Genomic DNA, 22,833 nt, shown 5'->3' with positions numbered 1-22,833 from the left:
CTTCGAGCCGTACCACGGGTATGAACATGCTCGTCGACGGCGAGTGGCGGACGGACGCTGGAGAGTACACCGACGACGACGGCTCGTTCGAACGCCAGGAGACGACGTTTCGCGACCGGATCCGCGACGATCCGGACGCCCGGTTCCAGCCCGAAGCGGACCGGTACCACCTCTACGTCTCCTCCGCCTGCCCGTGGGCGCACCGAACCCTCGTGGTCCGGGCGCTGAAGGGGCTCGAGGACGCGATCTCCGTCTCGGTCGTCGACCCCTACCGCGACGAGGACGGCTGGCAGTTCACGCCCGAAAAGGAAAGCTGTACGCGAGACCCCGTCCTCGACGCCGACTACCTCCGAGAGCTCTACGTCGAGGCTGACTCGGGCGTCACCGGACGCGTGTCTGTTCCCGTTCTCTGGGACACAGAGGAGGACACGATCGTCAACAACGAGTCGAAGGAGATCATGCGGATGCTCGACACCGAGTTCGGGGAGGTTGCGACTCGAGACGTCGATCTCTACCCGGAGGGCTTGCAGGACGACGTCGACCGAATCATCGAGGAGATCTACGACCCGATCAACAACGGCGTCTACCGGGCCGGCTTCGCCAAAAAGCAGGGGCCGTACGACGACGCGGTCGACGACCTGTTCGCCGCGCTCGAGCGCTGGGACGACGTGCTGGCGGACCAGCGATACCTCGCCGGAGATCGGCTGACGGAGGCCGACGTCGCCATGTTCACGACGCTCGTCCGGTTCGACAACGTCTACCACACGCACTTCATGTGCAACGTCCAGTACGTCCGCGAGTACGAAAACCTCTGGCCGTACCTGCGCGACCTCTATCAGACGCCAGGCATCGCAGGGACGGTAAACATGGACCACATCAAAGAACACTACTACACGACCCATCCCGACGTGAATCCGAACCGGATCGTCGCTCGAGGCCCGGACCTCGCGTTCGAGGCCCCACACGACCGAGACGAACTGCCGGGCGGCCCGCCGTCGGCGTTAGCTGGCGCGAGCGCGGACGACTGAGACCCATACTGACCGCTTACGAACTGCTCGGCGGTCGACCCCGTTCCTTTCGCCACGACTCGAAACTGTGCTCGGGTTCGTCGGCGTAGAACACCCGCCAGATGATGTACGCGGGGATGAGTACCGGCAATAGCGGTAGCGCGATCATCACGAGAATCGCTGCCATGATGTACCCGAACAGGGACATCTGGGTGTTCGGTCCGTAGCCCGTCGAATCGCGTACCCGTGTCATATGTCTCGGTACGGACCAGTCGCTAATCGGTCTTACGGTCCGCGAATCGGCGGACGTCGAACGGCCCACTCGACTTGGGCCTCCCGTTCCATCAGTCTCCCAACACGTCCGCCGAGTCGTCCTGCGGGCGATAGCCCAACTCGAGCATCGTCTCCGACAGCGAGAGGAACCGCTCGGAGTTGTCCGAGATGCCGTGAGCGGTCGTCGGGTTCGACTCGAGGCTCGTCGTCGCGGCCGCCTCGATCACCCGCCGGCAGTCTCCGTCACTGAGCCACATCGCCCGAGCAAACCGCTCGCCCGCCCCGTCTCGGTCGGCGACCTCCTGCTCGAGTTCGTCTTCCGAAAGCAGCCAGCCGATTCGGAGGTTGACCACGTCCATCCCGTGGCGCTTGGCGTAGTAGTGACCCATCGCTTCCCCGAAGACCTTCGTCACGCCGTAGTAGGTGTCCGGATCCATCTCGTCGTCGGGCCGGACGATTTCGGGCTTGCCGACCGTCGACTCCGGCCGGATCGGTGAGACGGTGTTTTTCATGTTCACCGCGTGGTTCGAACTCGCGAAGACGACCCGCTCTACGTCGTTCTCCGCCGCGGCTTCGAACGCGTTGTACGCCCCGTCGACGTTCGGTCCCGAAAGTTCGTCCCACTCCGCCCGCGGGTCCGGATTGGCCGCGAGATGGATCAGGACGTCCTGGCCCTCGAGGACGTCGACGAACGTCTCGCGGTCGGCGACGTCTATCGGCGTGGTGTCCAGTTCCTCGCTTTCGCTGTGTGAAAAGAGGGTAAGATTCTCGTCGGAAAGCGCCTCGATAGCCTCCCGTCCAACCCGTCCTGACGCGCCGGTGATGGCGATATCGGTCATGGGCGTCGGACATCGGGCCGGCGGAAATAGCTCCGGCCAGCGCGTTCCGGCTAGGACTAGCTAGCGTGTGAATTGACGCGGTTTCTGTGAGCGCGGACGCGAACACCCTGAAAGCCCCTTTCGACCTCGGCTCCCGGGACTCGCTGCGCTCCTCGTCTCACTCCGTTCGACTGCGGTGCTTTCGTCGTCCGGGTTCGCCGACGCCGAAAGCCCCTTTCATCCCACCCGGCGGTGGATGGCCGGGCGGCCGAAACTTGCCTGGATGAAAGCTGCTGAACTACGGTTCGACCACGAGCTTACCGATGCTCTCGCGGTCTTGCATCGTCGCGAAGGCGTCGGCGGTCTCCTCGAGCGGGAACGTCCGATCGATTTCCGGCGACAGCTCTCCTGAAGCGGTCAACTCGACGAGCCGTCGCAGATCGTCCTGGGTCCCCATCGTCGAGCCGACGACGCGCTTGTGCCCGAGGAAGAGGTTCGCGACGTCGATCGCCGACTCGTTACCGGCCGTGCGGCCGCAGACGACCATCGTCCCGCCGCGGCGCAGCACGTCCTGTCCGAGTTTCGTGTACTCGCCGCCGAGATGGTTGATGACCGCGTCGGGATCGCCGATATCGGCGACTTCCCCCTGGATCTCGTCCACGTCGGTCGCCTGGATGGCGTAGTCGAGCCCGAGTTCCTGGACGCGCTCGAGTTTCGTCGCCGACGACGAGGTTCCGATCGTTCGCGCGCCGAGGATGTCGGCGAGTTGGACGGTCGCGACGCCCACTCCGCCAGTCGCGCCGGGAACGAAGACCAGATCACCCGGGCCAACGTCGGCCCGTCGGAGCATGTGGTAGGCGGTCATGTACGCCGTGGGCAGCGCGGCGGCCGTGGTGGCGTCGACCTCGTCCGGCAAGACGATGAGTCGATCGGCCTGCACTCGAGCCCGCTCCGCCAGCCCGCCGTGGTACAGCGAGAAGCGCTCGCACGTGTTTTCGGGACCCTCGCTGCAGAACCGACAGGCGCCGCAGGTCTCGTTCGGACAGAGCACGACCCTGTCGCCCGGTTCGACGTTCCCGACGCCGTCGCCCACGTCCTCGACGACGCCGGCGACGTCCAGCCCCGTGACGAACGGGAGGTCGTCCGCGTCGACCATCGCCGAGTCGCCCTCGAGAATCCACAGGTCGTGGCGGTTGATCGCGCTCGCTTCGACGTCGACGACGGCCTCGTCCGGGCCGGGCTCGGGCTCCGCCTGGTCGATTACGCTCACGCCGTCCGGACCGGTCAGATCGGTGAAGGCTGCGGCTCGCATCGGTTCTGGAGTCGGCCTCGAGCGTAAAGACCGTGGGGGACGCGGAACCGTCGGTAGCGACGTGGCGGTTCACCGGCAGGAACGCTTTAGGGGATCTTGCTCGACGACTCGAGTATGCTGGAGAATACCACAGCGTTCGTCACCGGTGCGAGTCAGGGACTGGGCCGCGAAATCGCCGTCGCGTTCGCCGACGCGGGCGCGAACGTCGCGCTCGCGGCCCGTAGCGACGGGATCTACGAGACGGAAGAACTGATTGACGCACCCGAGCGAACGCTGGCGGTCGAAACCGACGTAACCGACGCCGACTCAGTCGCCGACGCCGTCGACGCTACCGTCGACGAGTTCGGCGGGCTGGACTGTCTGGTGAACAACGCCGGCATCGCCGGGCCGACCGCCCCCGTCGAGCGGACGACCGACGAGGAGTGGCTCGAAACGCTCGACGTGAACGTCGTCGGCATCGCTCGAGCGGTTCGGGAAGCCTCGCCGCACCTCCGCGAATCCGATCACGGTAGCATCGTCACCCTCTCCTCGATCGGCGGCAAGCGGCCCTACCCCAATCGGACGCCCTACGCGGCCTCGAAGATGGGCGTCATCGGGCTGACGCGCGCACTGGCCTTCGAGTTCGCCGAAGACGACGTCACAGCGAACGCGATCTGTCCCGGCCCGGTCGAGGGCGAGCGTATCCGGAACGTCTTCCAGAAGCAGGCCGACGAACGAGGGATCGAGTTCGAGGAGGCCAAAGGCGACGTGCTCGACAATCTCGCGATCCGCGAGCTGGTTCCGCCCAAGGAGGTCGCCGCGCTGGCCGTCCAGCTCGCGAGCCCGGACGCTCGCCACGTGACGGGGCAGGATATCAACGTCTCTTCCGGCGGCGCCTGGTACTAATACTGTCGGACAGAAGTCAATACGAAGTCGGTCGCGAATTCGCGGCCGTCGCCGTCGGAGACGGCCGCAGTAGAGCGACCGATCTTCACGTAGTTCTGTCCGACAGTATAACCCGCCGCGTTCTCACGCGAGGCAATCCGACAGAAGGCCTTTTTACGAACCCGTCATCGATTCGAATGCACTCGCGTCCGGGTTAGGGTAGTGTCCATCCTTCAGTCAGTTTCGACTGAGACGCGTAGTTCAATTCTCGCACCCGGACCTTTTCGGAGATCGTGAGTAGCGTCGCCCGTCGACGAATCGAAAGAAAAAGACGGTCTACGGGCCGGGCGGGCCGAAGCGGTTCACCGATGGGGCCAGTACAGCGACCGGCCCGTTTTGAGGACTCTCCAGAGCGGATTGCAGCCGCGCTCCCAGACGAGGATGGGAATCAGCCGGCCGCCGAACCCTTCCTTGAATCTGAAGACGCCGTCCTCGAAACTCGAGTTCGTGCTCCCGAAGTCGTACGTCTCGTAACCGTTTTCGATCCCCCATCGAATCACGTGGTCGTAGAGCAGTTCCGACGCGTGGTCGTCGAAGTACGCCTGTGGAACCGCGGCGAAAAAGCCGTGGATCGAGGACCGATCCTCGTCGAGGAGTTCCAGAAATCCGCCGGCGTACTCGCCGTCGATCCGGATCGTCAACAGGAGCAGTCGATCTCGCATCGACAGTAGTTGTTCGAAGAAGGAACGCGGATAGACGTCGCCGTCGACGCGGTCCATCACCCGGCTGTAGACGCGGTGAAATCGCTCGAGGTTCGACCTGGTGAGTTCCTCCTCGACGATTTCGTAGTCGGCGTCCCGTCCGTGTTCGATCCCTCGCCGTCTCGTCCTGCTCATCTCGTTCCAGATGTCGTCGTACCCTCGCGTCAGATCGAGCAGGAATCGACACTCCCGTCGATAGGGCTCGTACCCCGTCGATTGCAGGCGGTTGTTGTACCTGAGATACTTCGTATCGAGCGCGCGGATCTGGTGGACGACCGTCCGGCCGGTACAGAGATCCGGAACGGCATCGGTGAGCAACGACAGCGTCTCGTCTACGTCGGTCGTGACAAGCGGGCCACCGAATCCCGGATAGACCGACGAGAGCCGTTTGAACGGTGTCTTTTCGATATCGACGACGAAGTTCGGCAGCAGACCGATCAGGTTGCCGTCTTTCTCGACGACGAGATGCCGCGGCGTGTATCCGAGTCCGGTCTCGATGGCTTCCAACCATTCGTATCGATGGAAGACGCTGCCGCACGTCGCCCGCTCGACGACGTCGTTCCACTGGCCGGCCGACTTGGCTCGAATCGTCTCGAGAACGCGGATCTCGAGCCCGGACGACGATTCGTTCAGCGTTCTGATCGACGTACTCGTGTCGGTCTCTGATGGTCTTTCTGAAAGAGTAGTAGTTTCAGTCGTCTGGGCCATTCGTGACCCATAGCACCCGATGGATCGGGTTAAGTTATCTTCATGTACAGTGATACGTTCGGATTTGGGACTCGCCACCCCACTGCGACCTGACCAACCGGCGACGTCGATGCGAAAGAGGCGACTATAGCAGTCCGCAACGGCTCCCTGTAGCGACACGTAGCAGTTCCGTACGGCCGGCCAACTCGACAATCCCGCCCGGAGTCCCTATCCGCCCCCGAGTCCCTATCCGTCTCCGGGTCCCGTCACCTCACACACTCTCGTCGGTTCCGAGCACGTGGACTGACGTCTCCGCCAAATCGTCCGATCCCTGGACCCGAACGGGGAACGTCTGACCGTTCGCGACCGTTGCGGTCTCGAACTCGAGCGTCACCGTCTCCGTCCCGTCGATCGTTCTCGAGACGGTATCGACCACCGTCGGATCGTGGCCGACGACGAGTTCGACCTCGGCGGCAGTCGCCGAGTCGGCATCGGTCTCGAGTTCGGCCGTCACCGCGAGCGTCTCGCCCGCGAGAACGGGATCGTTGGTCTCGAGCAGTTCAATCCGAACCTCGCCGTTACCGGCGTCGTCGGTATCATCGCCACTGTCCCCACCGTCGTCGGGATCGCCCCCACCGTTTCCGCCGTCGTAGTCGCGGTCGAACGACTGATACTCGTCCCAAAACGGCTGCGAGCCGCCCTCGCTGGCACCCAGCGTGATCCCCTCGCTACGCGCGTCTTCGACGTCGTCCCAGACCGCGAGCGGCCACGGTTCGTCGCGGCCGTCTTCGATCATCGACGCCTCCATCTGAACGTCGGTGGCGACCGCCTGGCTGATCCCCTCGAGGTAGCCGTCGTAGAACTCCCGGAGCATCTCGGCGGCCCGCTCGTCGTCGACAGTCGTCCCCTGTGCGCCGGTCGCGGAACTCCCGCCAGCCGAGAGTAGCGTCGCTATCGCACCGGCTTTAAGAACGGTTCGTCGCCGCGGACTGTGTGCGTCCATGACTGGTCTCGCCACGATGCCAGTAGAAAAGCTACCAGAACGTTACACTGCCACAGGAACCGATTAATCCGGAGTTGGTGGGCGAATCAGTTCGTAACGAAAGGAGGTTACTCCCGGCCGATCGTTGACGAGACGCCTTGAGCGACGGTTGCTAATAACCGACAGCCGTAGTCGCATTTCCGGCGATCACAGTCGGTCTGGGCGGCGACGAACCGACGGCGGTGGAAGTCGAATCATCGACGAACCGATTCGGATGGCAGTCACTACTGTCCGTCAATCCCGTATTATAGTACGGCTGAAATGTCAGTATGGTGAGTTCACGGGCGAGCGTCGGCAGCGACCTCGAGCCCGTTCCGTCACCGGCGTCAGTCGACGAACTGATCGAGCGTCGCGTCCAGCCCGTTTCGAACCTCCCGTACGAGCGCGCCCTCGATATCCAGCCCCAGCACGTCGACGGCCGCGCGGCCGACGCGCTCGCGCATCTCGGGCGGCGAGTAGACGCCGAGTCGCCACTGGGAGTACTGGGCGGCCCGCAGCGCCTCGACGAGCGGCGACTGCTGGCCCAGCCGGCGAATGTCGCCGTTGACCAGCACGCGCGTCGTCGACTCCTTCATCGACGGCCGTCCGGGAACGTCCAGGATCACGCACTCCGGATCGACGTTCGCCTCGTCGGCGACCTCGCGTTCGAACTCCCGGATCGATTCGTGCTTGGACTCGATGATCCCGCCGGGAACGTCGTCGATCTCCGCCCACACCGCCCGTTTGTACAGATCTCGCTGGTCCAATCGTCGGGAGAACTCGCTCGTTTCCGCACACGTTCGGAGGGCGACGATCAGATCGTGATCGTCCATCCGCTGGAGCGTTCCGGCGTCGACGTCGGTGTCGGGGGACTCGAGCAACCGCTCGGACGCCCGCCGGAGCATCGCCTTGGTGAGTCTGGCGACGCTGTGGCTGTAGACGGTCGGGTTCATCAGCGCCCGAGCGACCAGCAGGCTCTCGGCGGCCTGGACGTTCCCCTCGTCCAGGACGAGTTCGCCGTCGGTGAAGGTGAGTTCGCGGACGAGTCGCCCGTGATCGATCGTGCCGTAGGGAACGCCGGTGTGGTGGGCGTCTCGCACCAGGTAGTCCATCCGGTCGACGTCGAGTTCGCCCGAGACGAGCTGCCCGAACCGTCCCTCGCCCGCGACGAGGTCCGCGACGGCGTCCGGCTCGAGGTCGTGCTCACGAAGGACATCGCCGACCTCCCCCTGCGAAAGGAGGCCGTGAACGTCGTCGTGATATCGGCCGGTCCGTCGGTGGGTGACCGACTCGAGGTTGTGACTGAACGGGCCGTGGCCGACGTCGTGAAGCAGGGCCGCGGCGTGGATGCGCTCGGCCTGTTGGCCGTCGATGCCGAGGTGATCGAGAGCCTCACAGGCGAGGTGATAGACGCCGAGACTGTGTTCGAACCGGGTGTGGTTCGCGGAGGGGTAGACCAGCGAGACGGTGCCGAGTTGGCGAATATTTCGAAGTCGCTGGACGGCGGGTGTATCGAGGAGGTCGCGCGCCACACCATCGACCCGAATGTGGTCATGAACGCTGTCCTTGATCGTCGTCATACCCCTCAGTTCGGCGCTATCGTACAAAAACTGTCGTCTAAATAGTGGTGTGACCGGTCACCCTTCGACGGACCCTCGGGAACGCAGTTCACACGCGAATTTCGCCACACAACGAGCCTGTGAGGACGGTTACGGCGGTCTACACGTGTACGAGGTTTCAGAATACACCGACTATGAAAAGTTAGTAAATAAATAGTTATATTGTTCCAACTTCTTCGCCCTTCCCGTATGTCATACGACCTCAACCGACGTGCGGTAGTCGCAGGAATACCGACAGGGATCGGCCTTACAGCGATCGGAACGGCGAGTGCGGACGAAGAGCGGGTCAGATACATCGTCAGTGGCGGCAACCCGACGCAACTCGAGCGAGCGGGATTTACGGTCGTCCACGAGATTACGGGGGCGAACGTCTACCTCGTCCTGGGCCCCCAGGACGAGGACCCGTCGGATGCGAACGGCGTCAATGCCGCCTTCGAGGATTTCGCGTACGGACTCGATGTGCCCGAGGGCCCGACAGCGACGAACACTGAGGGCGAACTCGAGGACGAGCAGTGGGACAAGCGGCTGATCAACGCGTTCGATGCACACGAGCACGCGACCGGAACGGGTACCCGCATCGGGATTATCGATACCGGCGTCTACGACGGCCACCCCGATCTGGGGAACGTCGACACGGACGCCAGCCGGACGTTCGTCGGTTGGGAGGAGTCCGAGCACACCGGCGACGTACACTATCACGGCACTCACGTCGCGGGCATCGCGGCGGCGACCGGAGCGTCGGGCGTGACCGGCGTCGCGCCGGACGCCGAAATCGTCTCGCTCCGGGTCTTTCCGGCGGAAGGTGACCTCCTCGCTACCGTGGGTGACTCCCTCCTCGCTCTCGACTACGCGGCCGAGCGTGGGCTCGATGTCGTGAACATGAGCATCGGAAGCCCGCCGCAGCCACCGCGAGACAATCAGGAGGGCTACCGTATCGCTCGCCAGCGTGTGGTACGCAGCGTCGCCCAGCGAGGCACGTCGGTGGTGGTGAGCGCGGGGAACGACAGCCAGAACCTCCAGCAGGGCGGGTGGGTCAGCCTCTGGGGGAGCATCCCTCGGGCCTCCTCGATCAGCGCGACGACCGAAGACGACGAACTCGCGGCGTTCTCGAACTACGGGACCAACGAGATTTCGGTCGGCGCGCCGGGCGAACTGATCTTCTCGACGTTCGACCCGAACAACGAGGCGCTTCCCGGGGCCGAGTACGCGGCCCTCTCCGGAACGTCGATGTCCGCACCGCAGGTCAGCGGGCTCGCCGCGCTCGTGCGCGAACTCGATCCCAGCGCCAACGCCAACCAAGTCGAGAACGTGATCGAACGCGGGGCGGAGGGGAGTGGACGTGGCGACCCCGAGACCGGTGCCGGGCGGATCGACGCACTCGAAACGGTCTCGCTCGTGTAACCGAGCCGCCGACCGTCGATCGGAGGTTTGCCGTGACGGCGGGACTCACCGACTGCCGCCCGACGGGATAAAAGCGACCGTCAACTGACGCGGGGTCACTTACCCGCGTCGCCGTCGTCTGTCCGGTGACATGACCGAACTCACTGTCCCGCCGGACGCCGACGAAGAGGAAGCCGCGGCGCTCGTCCAAGAGCACATCTCCGTCGGCGATGTCGTCGAAATCTGGAGTCGAGACCGAACGGATGCCGACCATCCGGAACACTCGGGAGCGGTAACGAGTTTCGAACCGGCCTACCTCGAGATCGACGGCCAGTCGCCGGAGAACAAGAGCGTCCGCTACGACGAGATCGATACGGTCATCAGGGCGAAAACGGCCGACGAAAAGGCGTAGTCGGGTCGAACGGCGGTCGAATTACGATTCCCGCTCGTACTCGCGCTCGCGACGATTGTCTCCAGCATCCGTTTCAGTCGACGACCCCCTGGCGAACACGTCGTCGGGAAGTTCATCGACCGCCACCAGTCGCTCGAGGCGGTGCTCGAACTCCTCGTCGTCGATCTTGCCTTCCGCGTAACGGCGCTTGAGTTCCTCGAGGGCGTCGGGTTCGGCGTCATCTGTGTCCGAAGCCGCCTCTTCGTCACCGACGTACAGCGCGGCGATCTCCTCGCCCCAGAATAGGAACAGGGGCGTCAGCAGGAACCAGCCGACGATCGAAATCGCCCCAGCGAGTGCCTCGAGGCCGGCGATTCCGGCGAGGCTGACGAGTGCGAACGTCACGACGCCGATCAGGAGCCAGAGCTCCTCGGCAACGAACTCCGCCAGTCTGGTTGCCATACTGAACCGACAATTCGTCCGGACTGTATAAAGTGGTTCTTACGGCCCGGAATCGTCCGTCCGTTCGTCGACGGTTCCATCGTCCGTCGCGAGCGTTCGGTCGCGACGGGCGTCGAACGCGTCCATCACGAAGCCGGCGGTCGCACCGTGGATGAAAAGCGAGGCGAGGACGACGAAGCCGACGATCGCCCAAAGGCGTTCGGCGGCGACGGCGAGTTCGAGTTCCGCGAACGAGGCGTGAGCGAGCGCGAACGCCAGATAGTAAAACGAGCCGATTCCGCGGATGCCGAACGCCGAGACGATCGCACGATCGCCCAGCGGCGCATCGGAGCCGACGAACCCGAGCAGGCCAGCGAGAGGCCGAACGAGCAGTATCGCCGCGAGTCCGACCGCGACGTCGGGCCAAGTCAACGACGCCAACAGCCCGTCCGCGATCGCACCGCCGAACAGGACGAGCACGGCCGCCATCAGCAACCGTTCGACGAGCGACGCGAAGTCGTGGAGTTCCCGGTAGTAGTCGTGTTCCCACTCGTAGCGTCGGAGTTCCAGCGCCGCAACGAACACCGCGAGAAAGCCGTAGCCGCCGAGCAGTTCCGTTACGCCGTAGGCCAACAGCGTCGTCACGATCGCTTCCGCGCCCGCCAGTACTTCCGAACGGTGGGATTCGACCGGCGCGTGGAAGACGAGCCTGGCCATCAGGTGGCCGATCACGTACCCTAGCAGGAGCCCCGCTCCGATCCTGTACAGTCCGTCGAGAAGCGCCCACTCGAGGAGCCACGTTCGACCCGCGACGGTGTCGGCCGCGGCGATGGCGATCGCGAGGTACGTAAACGGAAACGCCAGGCCGTCGTTGAGGCCCGCCTCCGACGTCAGGGAGAATCGAACGGAGCCCCATCGGTGGACGGACGCGCGTTCGTCGTCGAGTTCCGTCAGCGGCGCGCCCGCATCCACGTCGGAGGCGAGGACGGGATCCGTCGGGGCGAGCACCGCACCTAGCAGCGTCGCCGTCGCCGGGTGGAGTCCGAGCAGTGCCCAGCCGAGTACCGCGATGGCTGCGATGGTCAGGGGCATCGTGACGGCGAGCAGCCGCCACGTCGCCGCCCAGTTGCGCCACCCGAAGGGGCGATCGATCTTTAGTCCCGCGCCCATCAACGCGATGATCACGACGAGTTCGGTGAGGTGTTCGGTCGCGACTGCGTTGGCCACGGGATCGATCGACGGCGTCCCCGGTATCGCGAAGAGAGCGACTCCGAGACCGACGTAGAACATCGGCAGCGAGAGCGGACGGCTCGCCAGCAATCGCGGTAAGAGAATCGCACCCAGCAGTCCAATCGCGACGATAATGAGCGCGACGTCGTAGCCGTCCATCGAGGTCGGTATGAGAGGCAGCGAAGAAACGAAGCGGCTTGCGTATTTACAACCGGGTCTTCGTCGGGTCCGTCGAGACGAATCGGGATGCGACGAGTCGGTGTAACGGGCGGCGCTACCCGGTTTCGACTACGTCCTCGAGGAACTCGAGCAGTATCTCGTTGAACGCGCCGGGATTATCTTGGTTTGCGTTGTGGCCGGCACCGGGGATCACCTCGTACCGGCAGTCGGTTTCTCGCTCCGCCCACGCGGGTGCATCGCGCGCGATGGTTCCCGTCCCGTCGTGCTCACCGTGGGTCAACAGAAACGGTTTCCGAATACGGTAGCCCGGTTCGGCGTGGTGGCAGACGGCGACTGCCTTCCAGACGGTGAGAAACTCTCGCTTCGACAGTTGACAGGTTGCATTGTACGCGTAGCGTTTCGCCGCCGGTGTTTCCGCCGTGTTCTCTGCAATGACTTTGCGGAGGTGGCCGGCGGGCCAGAGCCGAAAGAGGGACGGCGTGAGTCGGAGGGCGAGGTACTCGAGCCTCGGCGGAACGGTCAGTAGATCCGTCGAACCGATGATTCCGAGCGCGGTCACGCGCTCGGGATACCGAAAGAGGAGTTCCTGTGAGACGTAGCCGCCGAACGACTGCCCGACGAGGACGACCTCCTCGTCACCCAGGCGGTCGATGATCGCCATCAGGTCGTCGACTACGAGAGGCACCGTAAAGTCGGTACCGATGGGTTTGGAGATCCCGTGGCCCCGGATGTCCCACGCCAGCACTCGGTATCCGGCGTCGACCAGCGCTTCCAACTGCGGATCGAACAGCCGGTGATCCATCGTCGCACCGTGCGTGCAAACGACCAGCGGCCCGTCTTCCGGTCCGACGACCCAGTAGTGAATCTGCGAGCCGCCACGCTCGAGCACGGCCGGCCGACCCCAGTACCGTTCGTCTTCGTCGTGCGCCATACTCGGTATCGGTGATGGGCAGCGCCAAAGCAGTCCCGATACGGCCCTACTCGAGCGAGACCCACTCCCGATTCTCGTCGCTCTCCTCGATGGCCGCGAGCACGCGCTGGGCGGCGAGGCCGTCCTCGAAACTCGGCTCGAACTCGCCAGCCTCGCTGACGGCGCTCAGGAACTCGTAGTTCTCGTGGACGAACGTGTGCTCCCAGCCGAGCACGTGGCCCGGCGGCCACCAGTGGTCGACGTAGGGGTCGTCCTCGTCGGTGACCAGAATCGTCTCGTAGCCGCGATTTTCGTTCGTTCGCATCAGTTCGAGTTCGTTCAGTCGCTCGAGGGAGAACCGGAGGCTGCCCTCTGAGCCATGAATTTCGACGGTGTGGTCGTTTTTATGGCCGGTAGCAAAGCGGGAGGCCTCGAGCGTCCCCATGGCGCCGTTTTCGAACTCGAGTTGGGCGGAGTAGGCGTCGTCGACGGTTACGGGTCGCGTCTCGTCCGAATCCGGAACCGGCCGCTCGTCGACGAACGTCTGTAAGTGGCCGCTGATGCCGACCATCTCGCCCGCGAGGTCGTCGTCGCCGACCAGGAATCGAAGGAGGTCGACCGTGTGCGCGCCGAGGTCGCCGAGCGCGCCCGACCCGGCCAGTTCCTCGTCGTTGCGCCACGACCACGGTGCCTCGGGATCGACCAGCCAGTCCTGCAGGTAGCGCCCGCGGACGTGGTGGATCTCGCCCAGTTCGCCGGCCTCGAGCAGCCGTTTCGCGTACCGAATCGCGGGGACGAACCGATAGTTGAACGCACAGCCGGCGGGCACGTCGCTCCCGGCGTTCCGGGCCGCTTCGGCCATCGTTTCGGCCTCCTCGAGCGTCGGCGCAAGTGGTTTCTCGCAGAAGACCGGCGTCCCGGCCTCGAGCGCCGCGATCGAGGGTTCGGCGTGGACGTGGTTCGGCCCCAGGTTGTAGAAGGCGTCGACATCGTCGACGACCTCGGCCCAGTCGGTCGCGATCGAGTCGAAGCCGAGCCGGTCTGCCGCGTCGGTCAACGCCGCCTCGTCGCGGCCGACGAGGACGCTGCGTTCGACGTCCGGCGCGTCCGGGAAGAACATCGGCAGCCGCGCCATCGCGTTCGCGTGTGCTTTGCCCATGAACCGATAGCCGAGAACCCCGACTTCGAGTGACATACGTACTCGTTCACAACGAGTGTAGTTAGAAGTTTTCGTCGCGAGAACCGCTCCCGCGAGCGGTTCGGTTCGTCGGCGCAACCGGTCGACGCTGCAATAGGTGTCTCGCGGCATCTGACGGGGCGAACCGACCGAGGCGTGGTTAGTACGAGCCGTAAGTCGATCGGGCACTCAGTTGATTTGCGGCGTGTCCGAGTCGCGCCGACTCTCATCCGCCGTGGAAGGAGGGCATCGATCGAGTTCGACGACGAACGTCGTTCCCCTGGGTTCGTTCTCTTCGACCCGGAAATCGCCGTCGTATCGGTGGATAAGCGTTTCGACCAGATACAGACCGAGACCGGATCCCGACGAATCGGTCCCCTTCACGCCGGGCGAAAAAAGCGTAGCCCGTATTGATTCGGACAGTCCGGGACCGTTATCGGCCACTCGTACCGTTACTGTCTCGGGGTCGGTCGACGTCGTCACCGTGATCTGCGGCGTCAGTTGGTCGTTGTGCTGGACGGCGTTCCGAAAGAGGTTCTCGAACGCGCCGTTCAACGCGTCGTCCGCAGCGACGTATTGCTCTCCGTCGTCGTTCGTCACGACATCGAACTCCGCGTCGAGGTATTCGGCTTGAACGCGGTCCGCTGTCGTCTCGAGGGTTTCAATCAACGGAATCCGTTCCGGCTGATACTCCTCGTCAGTGTCGAGTCGACCCGCGATGGTTGCGAGTTCGGCGATGCGGTTGGCACGGTCTTCGATTCGTCGGAGCGGTTCGCCGGAGATCCCCTCGTTTTCGGCGAGTCGCTCGTCTAAGGACTGATCGGAGAGCATTTCGGTGTATCCGACGATGACCATCACGTCGTTTCGAATGTCGTGACGAAGCAGCCGGTTGACGAACTCTAGCTGTTCGGTACGCTCCTCGAGTCGCATCTTGGTGTGATGATTGTTCGCGCTATAGTGACCGATTATCAGGAAGATCACTCCACCTCGAAGCGCTGCCCTATTGGTAATGTGAATGATATCGATCAAACTCTCTTCACGACCGATGAGTGAAAACCCGACCAAGACCGGCGTCAGTATCGCCCCGAGAAGAAACCACGCGGCGATGCGTGGCAACGCGGTGTCGTTCGGCTGAGAGAGCCGCCATCTGACGTACCAGAGCAACACTCCGAAGTACAGCAGGGGGAGCAGAAGCTTGGTCACCCGAAGATCGGCGACCGGGGCCCCGAATTCGATCCAATCGCTGATCAGTGGAACGAGAAATACTGCTCCCAATCCGACAATCACACCACCTCCCAGATATTCGTAGGTCAATTCTTCACGTGACATACCCAACGTAGCCTGCGGAGACGCAAAAGCCACTGCGGTGGCTCACGATGACACTCAGCGTTCCTGATGTGGAACCCACACTCAAAGGGGTGACGAAGCCGGCGGTCTCGGTTCCTCCTCACTCGGCCCAGTACGCGTTCCCGGGTTGCTCGCGGAACACCGCTCGCTCGAGGAGGTCGACGGCCTTCTCGAGGCCCTCGCGGGAACTTGTCAGGGAGTCCTCGTGTTCGATGCTCAACGCGCCGTCGTAGCCGACCATCCGGAGCGTCGAGACGATCTCCTTCCAGTGGCCCTCGCCGTGGCCGTAGCCGACCGACCGGAAGAGCCACGATCGGTTGGGCTCGTCGTCGTAGGCCGTCGTGTCGAGGACGCCCTTCTCGCGGGCCTGTTCCTCGTAGACCTTCGTGTCCTTGGCGTGGAAGTGGTGAATCGCGTCGCGCTCCCCCAGGTAGCGGATCGCGTCGGTGATCGAGACGTCCTGCCAGTACAGGTGGGAGGGATCGACGTTCGCGCCGACGCGCTCGTTCGTCTCCTCGCGCAGCCGAGCCATCCCGTGGGGTTCGTAGACCAGCATGTTCGGGTGCATCTCGATAGCAAGGTCGACGCCGTGTTCGTCGGCGTGTGCGGCGAGATCCGACCAGTAGTCGACGGCGACATCCCACTGGTACTCGTGGGCCTCGGCGTGTTCGGACGGCCACGGCGCCGTAATCCAGTTCGGAACCTCGTCGTTGGGGCCGCCGGCGGGCAGCCCGGAAAAGCAGGTGACCGTGTTCACGTCGAGCTGGTCAGCGAGCTGAATCGCCTCGCGGAGTTCGGTATCGGCATCCGCGGCCCGCTCGTCGTCCGGATGTAACGGATTGTTGTGGGTCGCGAGCGCGCTGATTCGCATTCCGTAGGCCTCGAGCAGCTCCGCCAACTCGGCCTGTGCGTCCTCGTCGTCGAGGTACTCTCGGCGAACGAGGTGGTCGTCGCCGGGATAGCCCCCGACGCCGGGTTCGATCGCGTCGACGCCGATATCGGAGAGGTACGCGAGGGCACCCTCGAGCGATTCGTCCGCCAGCGGTGGCGTGTGTACACCGATGTCCATACGAATCGGTAGCGGCGCCACTGGCAAATATATTTCTATCTTTTGTAGTAAAAACAAACCCGCAGTAGCGACTACGCCGTCGTCGATCAGTCGACAGGGACCATCGGCCGTTCGAACGACGGCCCATGTCGGCCGTCTGCGACGCCTCCCTCGACCGATTAGGTGTCGTCGAGCGCGACCGATCGCCCGTTCTCGCTCGAGCGGTAGATCCCGTCGACGATCCGCTGGACGGTCAACGCCTCCTCGACGGACGAGCCCGCGTCGCCGCCGTTCTCGATCGCGTCGAAGAACGCGGCCTGTTCGTCGCCGTGCGTATCGTTCTCGCGGGTTTCGACCGTCGTATCCAGCATGTGGTCGGTAACGTCCGCGCTCGCGGAGTGGATGGTGAGTTCGTTCGTGAGGAGGTCGAACCGCGCGGCGGCCTCCGTCCCGCGGACGACGAAATCGTGGGTCGGCGGCCGGTTCGTTGCCCACGCGACCTCGAGCGAGATCGTCCGGTCGCCGGCACAGCGGACGAACGCGCTCGCGGAGTCGTCGACGTCGAACGCGTCGGCACCCTGATCGTCGCCCCACATCTCGAGGTAGGAGTACTCCTCGCGGGAGCCGAACTCCGAGCGGGTGACGCCCGAGACCTCCTCGACTGCGGGGTAGCCAAGCAGGTACAGGGAGAGATCGATGGCGTGCACGCCCAGATCGATGAGCGCGCCGCCGCCGGAGATCTCTCCGCGAGTGAACCACGAGCCGCGGCCGGGAATGCCCCGTCGACGGACGTAGTTCGCCTCGACGTGCGTCACCTCCCCGAGGTCGCCGCGCTCGATCCGCTTCTCGAGGAGCTTCACGGCGTTCATGAACCGGTTGTTGAAGCCGATCATGCACGTTCCGCTGCTCTTCGCCGCGGCCTCCCTGATCCGCGCCGCGCTCTCGACGGTGTGACCCAGGGGCTTCTCGAGGAGGACGTGGAGGTCGCGTTCGAACGCGGCGACGGCGTACTCCTCGTGGAACTTGTTTGGCGTGGTGATGACGACGGCGTCGACGTCGTCGTAGAGCGCGTGGTGGTCGGCGTAGCTCGTGGCGCTGTATTGGGTCGCGAACCGCTCTCGGGCCTCCGCGGAGACGTCCATCCCGCCGACCAGCGGCACGCCGAGATCGACGAGCCGTTCGGCGTGGTGGTGGCCGATGTTTCCGAGACCGACGATTCCGGTCGGGACGGCCGGCGACGTCGAGTCCCGCGTCATCGGCCCTCCGGGAGGTCAGGTCGGCCGACCGCGACTCCGTATCGGCAGGTGCTCGCGCTCCGTTCATACTGTCGGACAGAAGTCAATGAAGAAGATTCGCCAGATGTGCACGGCGAATCTTCACAATAGTTCTGTCCGACAGTATCAGTACAACTGCTCCTCGTTCTCTTTCCGTTCATGGTCATCTTGGTGTCGTTGTTCGCGTTGCGTTCGTCCGCGTCGATACTGCCGGATTCCGGGAATGAGCTTGTTCTTTACGTCGAGTGCGAACGAGACGATCCCGTAGATCCAGAAGAAAAACAGGACTGTCGTCCCGCCGTAGTAGACGATCGGCACGAGTTCACTCATGTTGTCCACCCGATTCCGCTTCCGTCGGCGTCGGCTCCGTCTCGGCGGCTGTCGGCCGAGACGACAGGTCCGCGATGCCGTGCGTGATCGCCGTCCCCGAAGCCGCCTCGAACAGGTGGATCTTCGAGCGATCGAGGACGACCGACACCGATTCGTCCGCGTCGATGACGGTATCGGGATCGACGCTCATCAGCAACTGGTTCGAGGCCGTGGACACCTCCTCGCTCGTCATCATCTCGCTGCTCGTGTCGTCGAGCGAGAGGTAGACGAAAATCTCGTCGCCCATCGGTTCGAGGACGTCCGTTCGCGCCTCGATCACCTCGGACGCGCTGTCGACCGAGTCCGCGTTCTTCGTGAGGTAGATATCCTCGGGGCGGATCCCCATCGTCACGCCGTCGCCGACGGCGGACTCGAGGTCGTCGGCGGCGAACTCGAGGTCGAAGTGATCGGTCCGCAAGCCGTTAGCGGCGAGTTCTCCCTGGACGAGGTTCATCGATGGGGAGCCGATGAAGCCCGCGACGAACAGGTTCGCGGGCTCGTTGTAACAGACCAGCGGCGGGTCGATCTGCTGGAGTTTCCCGCCGTTGATGACCGCGATCCGATCGGACATGGTCATCGCTTCGGCCTGGTCGTGGGTGACGTAGATGATCGTCGTGTCCAGCTGTTTGTGGAGTCGCTGGAGTTCCGTCCGCATGTGGACCCGGAGCTTCGCGTCCAGATTCGCCAGCGGCTCGTCCATCAGGAAGACGTCCGGTTCGCGGACGATCGCGCGAGCGATCGCGACGCGCTGTTGCTGGCCGCCGGACAGCTCGTTGGGCATTCGGTCTAACATCCCCTCGAGTTGGACGATGTCGGACGCCTGATCGACCCGGCGGTCGATCTCGTCTGTGTCGTACTTCCGCAGTCGGAGGCCGAACGAGATGTTCTCGTAGACGTCCATGTGCGGAAACAGGGCGATGTTCTGGAACACCATCGAGACCCCGCGGTCTTTCGGCGGCAGTTTCGTCACGTCGGCGTCGCCGATGTGGACCGTTCCGTCGGACGGTTTCGTGAGCCCGGCGATAGTCTCCATCGTCGTCGACTTGCCACAGCCCGACGGGCCGACGAGACAGATGAACTCGCCGTCCTCGATGTCGAGGTTCATCTCGTTGACGGCGACGATGTCTTCGTAGCGTTTCGTAACGTCGTTGAGTCGTACTCGTGCCATTGTTACTCTTTGAGTGCTCCGTCAGTGAGCCCGCTGACAATCTTTTCCTGTGCGACGACTACGAGGATCAACATCGGCAACACGCCGACGATGCTCGCTGCAGCCATCAGGTTGAAGTCCGTCGTGTACTGCGTCTGGTAGCTCAAGATCCCGCCCACCAGCGGCGACCACTGCTCGGGCTGGTTCTGGAGCGCCATGATCGAGCTGAAGAAGTACTCGTTGTAGACGGCGATGAACGTCAACACGGCGGCGGTCGCGACGCCGGGTGCCGACAGCGGCATGATGACCCGGAACAGCGCGCCGAGTCGGGTCGTCCCCTCGACGCGCGCCGCGTCCTCTAACCCGTCCGGAATCTGGGCGTAGAACGTCGTGAGGATGAAGATCGACAGCGGCAGGAACAGCGCGCTGAAGGGCATGATCATCGAGCCCGGCGTGTTCACCAGCCGCGGCGGCTCGAACAGTTCGATCCCGAGGAACGGAACGACGACCGCGTTCCCGAGGAACGCGTCGAACAGCGGGATCAGGAACGCCGCCGGCGGGAAGTACGAGACCGCCAGGATGCCGAGCATCATCAGCCCGCGGCCGGGGAACTCGAGCCGGCCGAAGACGTAGCCTGCGAGGCTCGCGAGGATCAGGACGATGATCGTCGTCGTCGTCGCGAGCACGAAGCTGTTGAACACGTAGAGGTGGAACGGGACCTGCTGGAACACCTCGACGAACGCGGTGACGTTGAAGCCCTGTGGCGTCGGAAACGGAATCTCACCGAGGAGCGGAACGGTGACGTCCCAGTCTCCGCGTCGAATCACGCTGTTCGGCGTGAGTGCCAGCACCAGTAGCCAGTAGAACGGGAACAGCGTCGTCACCAGGAAGAACGCAGTGATGACGTAGAACAGCGCTCTGTACAGTCGACTTCGCTTCTCGGGATCGTTGACGACGCCGCGAGTCCACCGCTCGAGGAGACCCAGGTTGTCGTCGGTCGATTGCGACTGTGGTTCGGTTGCAGTTCCCACGTTACAACCCCTCCTTGTACTGCTGGTAGATGACGCCCATCACAGCGATACCGATGATGCCGGCCGTCACGAACGCGACCGCTGAGGCAAGTCCTCGGTTCGTGTTAAACGTTGCGACGACCATACACGACAGCGACGGGACGGTCGTACAGCCCGACACCGAGTCGATAAGTCCGTAGATCCGCATCGCGTCGATCGTTCGGAACAGGATCGCGATGCCGAGCGCCGGTAGAACCAGCGGGAACGTAATGTACCTGAACTGCTGCCACTTGGACGCGCCGGCGACCTTCGCCACGTCGTAGAGGCTCCGATCGATGCTCTGGAGGCCGGCGAGGATGAGCAACGCCATGAACGCGGTCGTCTTCCAGATGTCGGCGACCGTGATGATCAGCAGCGAACTGAACGGATCGTTGAGCGTGTTAGATCCGGCGATGATCCCCCAGTCGGCCAGTGGCCCCGTCAGGAAGCCGGCGCTCGGGTGAAACATCAGGTAGAAGATCATCCCCTGGATGACGATCGGGATCGCCCACGGGATGATGATCGCGGCGCGGACCCACCGTCGACCCCGGAAGTCCTGGTCGAGCACCAGCGCCTGGCCGAAGCCGATGATCGTCTCGAAGAACACGCTCACGACGGTGAAGATGATCGTCACCGCGAGCGCGCTCCGCAGCAGCCCCTCGAAGTGGACGAACGGGAAACTCCCGCTGGTGCTGACACCGGGGAGAAACGTCGTCGTCCCCGGGAAACGCGGATTCGCTTCACCCGTGAACATCTGCACGTAATTGGCCAGGCCCACGAACTCCGGATCCGAGAGAACGTTCTGGTACAGCGACAGCTCGAGAGTCCGCAACAGCGGATAGAGTGCGACGGCGCCCAACAACACCATCACTGGTGTCAACAGTAGATAGGCGAACCCGGTTTCCCCGAGATTCTCCATCCATCGCGTGATCGCGACGAGCGGCCCCTTTCGATTCGATTGTCTGGTGGGGCCTGTCCGGTCTTCAGTGCTCATCCTTACTCTTCGGTGGCTTCGAGTCCATCTTGGAGGTCAGCCGCAGCGTCTGCGGGACTCTTGTCGCCTGCAACGGCGAGGTTGACCTCCTCCGCGATGAGACCGGACTGATCCGGCCAGACTGTCGTGACTGGGCGCGACATGGCGTTTTGACCGGCGGTAGCGAGCGTGTCGAGGTAGTATCCCATCGGTTCGACCTCTCGGGCCTGGTCGGTCTCCAACAGGTCGGGCTTCGGTGGGACCCATCCGTAGATATCGAACATGCCGAGGTAGAACTCGTCGGCCATCATCGCGCGAAGGACTTCGGCCGCGTCCTCGGTTCGTTCGGAGTTGGGGTTGAGACACATGTTCCAGCCACCAAGGGCGGCCGTCGAGCCGCCGGTTCCAGGCTGGTTGGCATCTTCCTGGGAGACAGCGTACGGAATCGGCATCGCGCCGTAGTCGTCGGTCGTGAGATCGTGGTCCTCGCTGTCGAGGTTCAGGCTGATGGCGTACGGCCAGTTGCGCTGCATCACACAGTCTCCCTCGAGGATGGCTTCACGAGCGTCTTCTTCCATCCAGGACGTGATGTTCTCGGAAGCGATTCCGACCGGGTAATCCTCGTTCGTGTCGTCGTCGTGTTCGTCGGCGACGAACGTTCGCATCATCTCGAGACCCTCGATGAACTCCGGCTCGTCGATCGTCACTGGTCGATCGCCGACGGGGCCGAGAACGTTTTCTCGGCCGCCGAAGTACGCACCGCCGAACGACGACATGACCTCGTTCCACGTACAGCAAGCGGTCCCTTCGTACTGGTCCCACTGCGTCGCAAAGCCGTACTCGGCGTCGGAGGCCTCGGTGATCTCTTCGGTAAGTTCGGCCCACTCTTGCCAGGTCATCGGCTCCGAAGCCCACTCGTCGAAGTCGTCATCGTCGTATCCGGCCTCTCGAGCGTAGTCCTTGCGGTACTGCATCGTCGGGAAGTCAGGGAAGACCGGGACACTGTAGAGGTCGCCAGACTCAGGGTCACGGCCCGCATCGAGACTCGGTCCGAAGTACTCGTCTTCGAGGGTAGCGATGTCGTCATCGCCGAGTTGTTCGTCGACACTCGCGATGTGGCCGCGCTGGATGAAGACGTTGATCCATCCGACGTCCATCATCAGGAGGTCCGGTCGGGCCTCACCAGCCTGAAGCAGGTTCGTGTACGAGTCACGTCGCTCGCCCGTGTCTTCGTTACCCGCCTGAAGTTCGATGTTGATTCCGTCTGCGCCGTTGTCTTGGAGCAGTTCGATGAACTCGTCGCCGACCGCCTCGATCATGACTGGGTCCGTCCCGATGACGATGGCGTCCTCGGACGTCTCGCTCCCGTAAATACAGCCCGCGAGGCCGACGGCGGCCCCACCTGCACCTGCTGCTTTGACGAACGTTCGCCGCGAGACGCTCGAGTCAGTTCGACGCTTCCCCTGTGAGTGCTTACCAGGCATATAAGGAGACATGATAGATATTACTATTTATATCTAATGGTCAGTGTACAACAGGTGTAGTTAATCGTAAT

Annotated in this window: 22 protein-coding genes; 4 read left to right on the top strand and 18 right to left on the bottom strand. The window is 63.6% G+C overall.

All coding sequences use genetic code 11. From position 1 onward, the window contains the following. The first annotated feature begins 20 nt into the window (after positions 1 to 20). Complete coding sequence (locus ACSFC5_RS05670; RefSeq protein WP_440764272.1) at positions 21 to 1,028, top strand: glutathione S-transferase family protein; 1,008 nt, start codon at positions 21 to 23, stop codon at positions 1,026 to 1,028. A 16-nt stretch (positions 1,029 to 1,044) separates the two neighbouring features. Here ACSFC5_RS05670 and ACSFC5_RS05665 read toward each other — a convergent pair whose 3' ends face one another. From ACSFC5_RS05665 to ACSFC5_RS05655, 3 genes are all read right to left on the bottom strand, one after another. Then, entirely contained in the window at positions 1,045 to 1,260 is a 216-nt protein-coding gene (locus ACSFC5_RS05665) for a DUF7535 family protein (protein ID WP_440764271.1), read from the bottom strand. A 91-nt stretch (positions 1,261 to 1,351) separates the two neighbouring features. Beyond that, positions 1,352 to 2,119, bottom strand: coding sequence for an NAD-dependent epimerase/dehydratase family protein (locus ACSFC5_RS05660; protein ID WP_440764270.1), 768 nt, complete (start codon positions 2,117 to 2,119; stop codon positions 1,352 to 1,354). A gap of 277 nt (positions 2,120 to 2,396) precedes the next feature. After that, positions 2,397 to 3,410 (bottom strand): alcohol dehydrogenase catalytic domain-containing protein, encoded by a 1,014-nt coding sequence (locus ACSFC5_RS05655; protein WP_440764269.1) that lies wholly within the window; start codon positions 3,408 to 3,410, stop codon positions 2,397 to 2,399. Between the two features lie 114 nt (positions 3,411 to 3,524). Here ACSFC5_RS05655 and ACSFC5_RS05650 point away from each other — a divergent pair, with 114 nt between their 5' ends. After that, complete coding sequence (locus tag ACSFC5_RS05650; protein ID WP_440764268.1) at positions 3,525 to 4,295, top strand: SDR family NAD(P)-dependent oxidoreductase; 771 nt, start codon at positions 3,525 to 3,527, stop codon at positions 4,293 to 4,295. 341 nt (positions 4,296 to 4,636) lie between these two features. On the opposite strand, the gene ACSFC5_RS05645 is transcribed toward ACSFC5_RS05650, so the two are convergent. The 3 genes from ACSFC5_RS05645 to ACSFC5_RS05635 all read right to left on the bottom strand — a co-directional run bounded on the left by ACSFC5_RS05645 (position 4,637) and on the right by ACSFC5_RS05635 (position 8,323). Further along, complete coding sequence (locus ACSFC5_RS05645; RefSeq protein ID WP_440764267.1) at positions 4,637 to 5,743, bottom strand: lipid II:glycine glycyltransferase FemX; 1,107 nt, start codon at positions 5,741 to 5,743, stop codon at positions 4,637 to 4,639. A 250-nt stretch (positions 5,744 to 5,993) separates the two neighbouring features. Next, the gene (locus ACSFC5_RS05640) at positions 5,994 to 6,725 is read right to left on the bottom strand and encodes a hypothetical protein (protein WP_440764266.1); all 732 of its coding nucleotides are present in this window, start codon (positions 6,723 to 6,725) and stop codon (positions 5,994 to 5,996) included. A gap of 365 nt (positions 6,726 to 7,090) precedes the next feature. Further along, positions 7,091 to 8,323, bottom strand: coding sequence for an HD domain-containing protein (locus tag ACSFC5_RS05635; protein WP_440764265.1), 1,233 nt, complete (start codon positions 8,321 to 8,323; stop codon positions 7,091 to 7,093). 228 nt (positions 8,324 to 8,551) lie between these two features. Here ACSFC5_RS05635 and ACSFC5_RS05630 point away from each other — a divergent pair, with 228 nt between their 5' ends. Continuing rightward, positions 8,552 to 9,763 (top strand): S8 family peptidase, encoded by a 1,212-nt coding sequence (locus ACSFC5_RS05630; RefSeq protein WP_440764264.1) that lies wholly within the window; start codon positions 8,552 to 8,554, stop codon positions 9,761 to 9,763. A gap of 130 nt (positions 9,764 to 9,893) precedes the next feature. Further along, positions 9,894 to 10,154: a hypothetical protein gene (locus tag ACSFC5_RS05625; RefSeq protein WP_440764263.1), complete on the top strand. Its 261-nt coding sequence runs from the start codon at positions 9,894 to 9,896 to the stop codon at positions 10,152 to 10,154. A gap of 21 nt (positions 10,155 to 10,175) precedes the next feature. Here ACSFC5_RS05625 and ACSFC5_RS05620 read toward each other — a convergent pair whose 3' ends face one another. From ACSFC5_RS05620 to ACSFC5_RS05565, 12 genes are all read right to left on the bottom strand, one after another. Beyond that, the gene (locus tag ACSFC5_RS05620) at positions 10,176 to 10,595 is read right to left on the bottom strand and encodes an SHOCT domain-containing protein (protein ID WP_440764262.1); all 420 of its coding nucleotides are present in this window, start codon (positions 10,593 to 10,595) and stop codon (positions 10,176 to 10,178) included. Between the two features lie 39 nt (positions 10,596 to 10,634). Continuing rightward, entirely contained in the window at positions 10,635 to 11,963 is a 1,329-nt protein-coding gene (locus ACSFC5_RS05615; RefSeq protein WP_440764261.1) for a cation:proton antiporter, read from the bottom strand. Positions 11,964 to 12,078: 115 nt separating this feature from the next. After that, entirely contained in the window at positions 12,079 to 12,915 is an 837-nt protein-coding gene (locus ACSFC5_RS05610) for an alpha/beta fold hydrolase (protein WP_440764260.1), read from the bottom strand. 46 nt (positions 12,916 to 12,961) lie between these two features. Further along, positions 12,962 to 14,089, bottom strand: coding sequence for a Gfo/Idh/MocA family protein (locus ACSFC5_RS05605; protein WP_440764259.1), 1,128 nt, complete (start codon positions 14,087 to 14,089; stop codon positions 12,962 to 12,964). Positions 14,090 to 14,260: 171 nt separating this feature from the next. Next, on the bottom strand, positions 14,261 to 15,400 hold the full coding sequence (locus ACSFC5_RS05600) for a sensor histidine kinase (protein WP_440764258.1): 1,140 nt from the start codon (positions 15,398 to 15,400) through the stop codon (positions 14,261 to 14,263). Positions 15,401 to 15,518: 118 nt separating this feature from the next. Next, positions 15,519 to 16,487 (bottom strand): sugar phosphate isomerase/epimerase family protein, encoded by a 969-nt coding sequence (locus ACSFC5_RS05595; protein WP_440764257.1) that lies wholly within the window; start codon positions 16,485 to 16,487, stop codon positions 15,519 to 15,521. 158 nt (positions 16,488 to 16,645) lie between these two features. Then, positions 16,646 to 17,722, bottom strand: coding sequence for a Gfo/Idh/MocA family protein (locus tag ACSFC5_RS05590; protein WP_440764256.1), 1,077 nt, complete (start codon positions 17,720 to 17,722; stop codon positions 16,646 to 16,648). A gap of 144 nt (positions 17,723 to 17,866) precedes the next feature. Further along, complete coding sequence (locus tag ACSFC5_RS05585; RefSeq protein WP_440764255.1) at positions 17,867 to 18,070, bottom strand: DUF8005 family protein; 204 nt, start codon at positions 18,068 to 18,070, stop codon at positions 17,867 to 17,869. After that, positions 18,063 to 19,277: an ABC transporter ATP-binding protein gene (locus tag ACSFC5_RS05580; protein ID WP_440764254.1), complete on the bottom strand. Its 1,215-nt coding sequence runs from the start codon at positions 19,275 to 19,277 to the stop codon at positions 18,063 to 18,065. The genes ACSFC5_RS05585 and ACSFC5_RS05580 overlap by 8 nt, the downstream gene beginning before the upstream one ends. A gap of 2 nt (positions 19,278 to 19,279) precedes the next feature. After that, positions 19,280 to 20,287, bottom strand: coding sequence for a carbohydrate ABC transporter permease (locus tag ACSFC5_RS05575; RefSeq protein WP_440764253.1), 1,008 nt, complete (start codon positions 20,285 to 20,287; stop codon positions 19,280 to 19,282). Position 20,288: 1 nt separating this feature from the next. Continuing rightward, complete coding sequence (locus tag ACSFC5_RS05570) at positions 20,289 to 21,299, bottom strand: carbohydrate ABC transporter permease (RefSeq protein WP_440764252.1); 1,011 nt, start codon at positions 21,297 to 21,299, stop codon at positions 20,289 to 20,291. A 2-nt stretch (positions 21,300 to 21,301) separates the two neighbouring features. After that, positions 21,302 to 22,762, bottom strand: a complete 1,461-nt coding sequence (locus ACSFC5_RS05565) for an extracellular solute-binding protein (RefSeq protein WP_440764251.1) — start codon at positions 22,760 to 22,762, stop codon at positions 21,302 to 21,304. Positions 22,763 to 22,833 lie beyond the last annotated feature (71 nt).

The sequence above is a fragment of the Natronorubrum marinum genome (assembly GCF_052040125.1).
In the GTDB taxonomy this organism is placed as follows: domain Archaea; phylum Halobacteriota; class Halobacteria; order Halobacteriales; family Natrialbaceae; genus Natronorubrum.
Note: the sequence above shows the minus strand (reverse complement) of the source record. Positions and strands in the feature narration are given on the sequence as shown.

Coding starts and splice junctions, on each gene's coding strand:
- ACSFC5_RS05590 (WP_440764256.1), bottom strand. CDS start 17,722: ATGACGCGGGACTCGACGTCGCCGGCCGTCCCGACCGGAATCGTCGGT.
- ACSFC5_RS05625 (WP_440764263.1), top strand. CDS start 9,894: ATGACCGAACTCACTGTCCCGCCGGACGCCGACGAAGAGGAAGCCGCG.
- ACSFC5_RS05580 (WP_440764254.1), bottom strand. CDS start 19,277: ATGGCACGAGTACGACTCAACGACGTTACGAAACGCTACGAAGACATC.
- ACSFC5_RS05570 (WP_440764252.1), bottom strand. CDS start 21,299: ATGAGCACTGAAGACCGGACAGGCCCCACCAGACAATCGAATCGAAAG.
- ACSFC5_RS05615 (WP_440764261.1), bottom strand. CDS start 11,963: ATGGACGGCTACGACGTCGCGCTCATTATCGTCGCGATTGGACTGCTG.
- ACSFC5_RS05655 (WP_440764269.1), bottom strand. CDS start 3,410: ATGCGAGCCGCAGCCTTCACCGATCTGACCGGTCCGGACGGCGTGAGC.
- ACSFC5_RS05630 (WP_440764264.1), top strand. CDS start 8,552: ATGTCATACGACCTCAACCGACGTGCGGTAGTCGCAGGAATACCGACA.
- ACSFC5_RS05620 (WP_440764262.1), bottom strand. CDS start 10,595: ATGGCAACCAGACTGGCGGAGTTCGTTGCCGAGGAGCTCTGGCTCCTG.
- ACSFC5_RS05610 (WP_440764260.1), bottom strand. CDS start 12,915: ATGGCGCACGACGAAGACGAACGGTACTGGGGTCGGCCGGCCGTGCTC.
- ACSFC5_RS05660 (WP_440764270.1), bottom strand. CDS start 2,119: ATGACCGATATCGCCATCACCGGCGCGTCAGGACGGGTTGGACGGGAG.
- ACSFC5_RS05640 (WP_440764266.1), bottom strand. CDS start 6,725: ATGGACGCACACAGTCCGCGGCGACGAACCGTTCTTAAAGCCGGTGCG.
- ACSFC5_RS05650 (WP_440764268.1), top strand. CDS start 3,525: ATGCTGGAGAATACCACAGCGTTCGTCACCGGTGCGAGTCAGGGACTG.
- ACSFC5_RS05595 (WP_440764257.1), bottom strand. CDS start 16,487: ATGGACATCGGTGTACACACGCCACCGCTGGCGGACGAATCGCTCGAG.
- ACSFC5_RS05565 (WP_440764251.1), bottom strand. CDS start 22,762: ATGCCTGGTAAGCACTCACAGGGGAAGCGTCGAACTGACTCGAGCGTC.
- ACSFC5_RS05665 (WP_440764271.1), bottom strand. CDS start 1,260: ATGACACGGGTACGCGATTCGACGGGCTACGGACCGAACACCCAGATG.
- ACSFC5_RS05585 (WP_440764255.1), bottom strand. CDS start 18,070: ATGAGTGAACTCGTGCCGATCGTCTACTACGGCGGGACGACAGTCCTG.
- ACSFC5_RS05670 (WP_440764272.1), top strand. CDS start 21: ATGAACATGCTCGTCGACGGCGAGTGGCGGACGGACGCTGGAGAGTAC.
- ACSFC5_RS05600 (WP_440764258.1), bottom strand. CDS start 15,400: ATGTCACGTGAAGAATTGACCTACGAATATCTGGGAGGTGGTGTGATT.
- ACSFC5_RS05605 (WP_440764259.1), bottom strand. CDS start 14,089: ATGTCACTCGAAGTCGGGGTTCTCGGCTATCGGTTCATGGGCAAAGCA.
- ACSFC5_RS05635 (WP_440764265.1), bottom strand. CDS start 8,323: ATGACGACGATCAAGGACAGCGTTCATGACCACATTCGGGTCGATGGT.
- ACSFC5_RS05645 (WP_440764267.1), bottom strand. CDS start 5,743: ATGGCCCAGACGACTGAAACTACTACTCTTTCAGAAAGACCATCAGAG.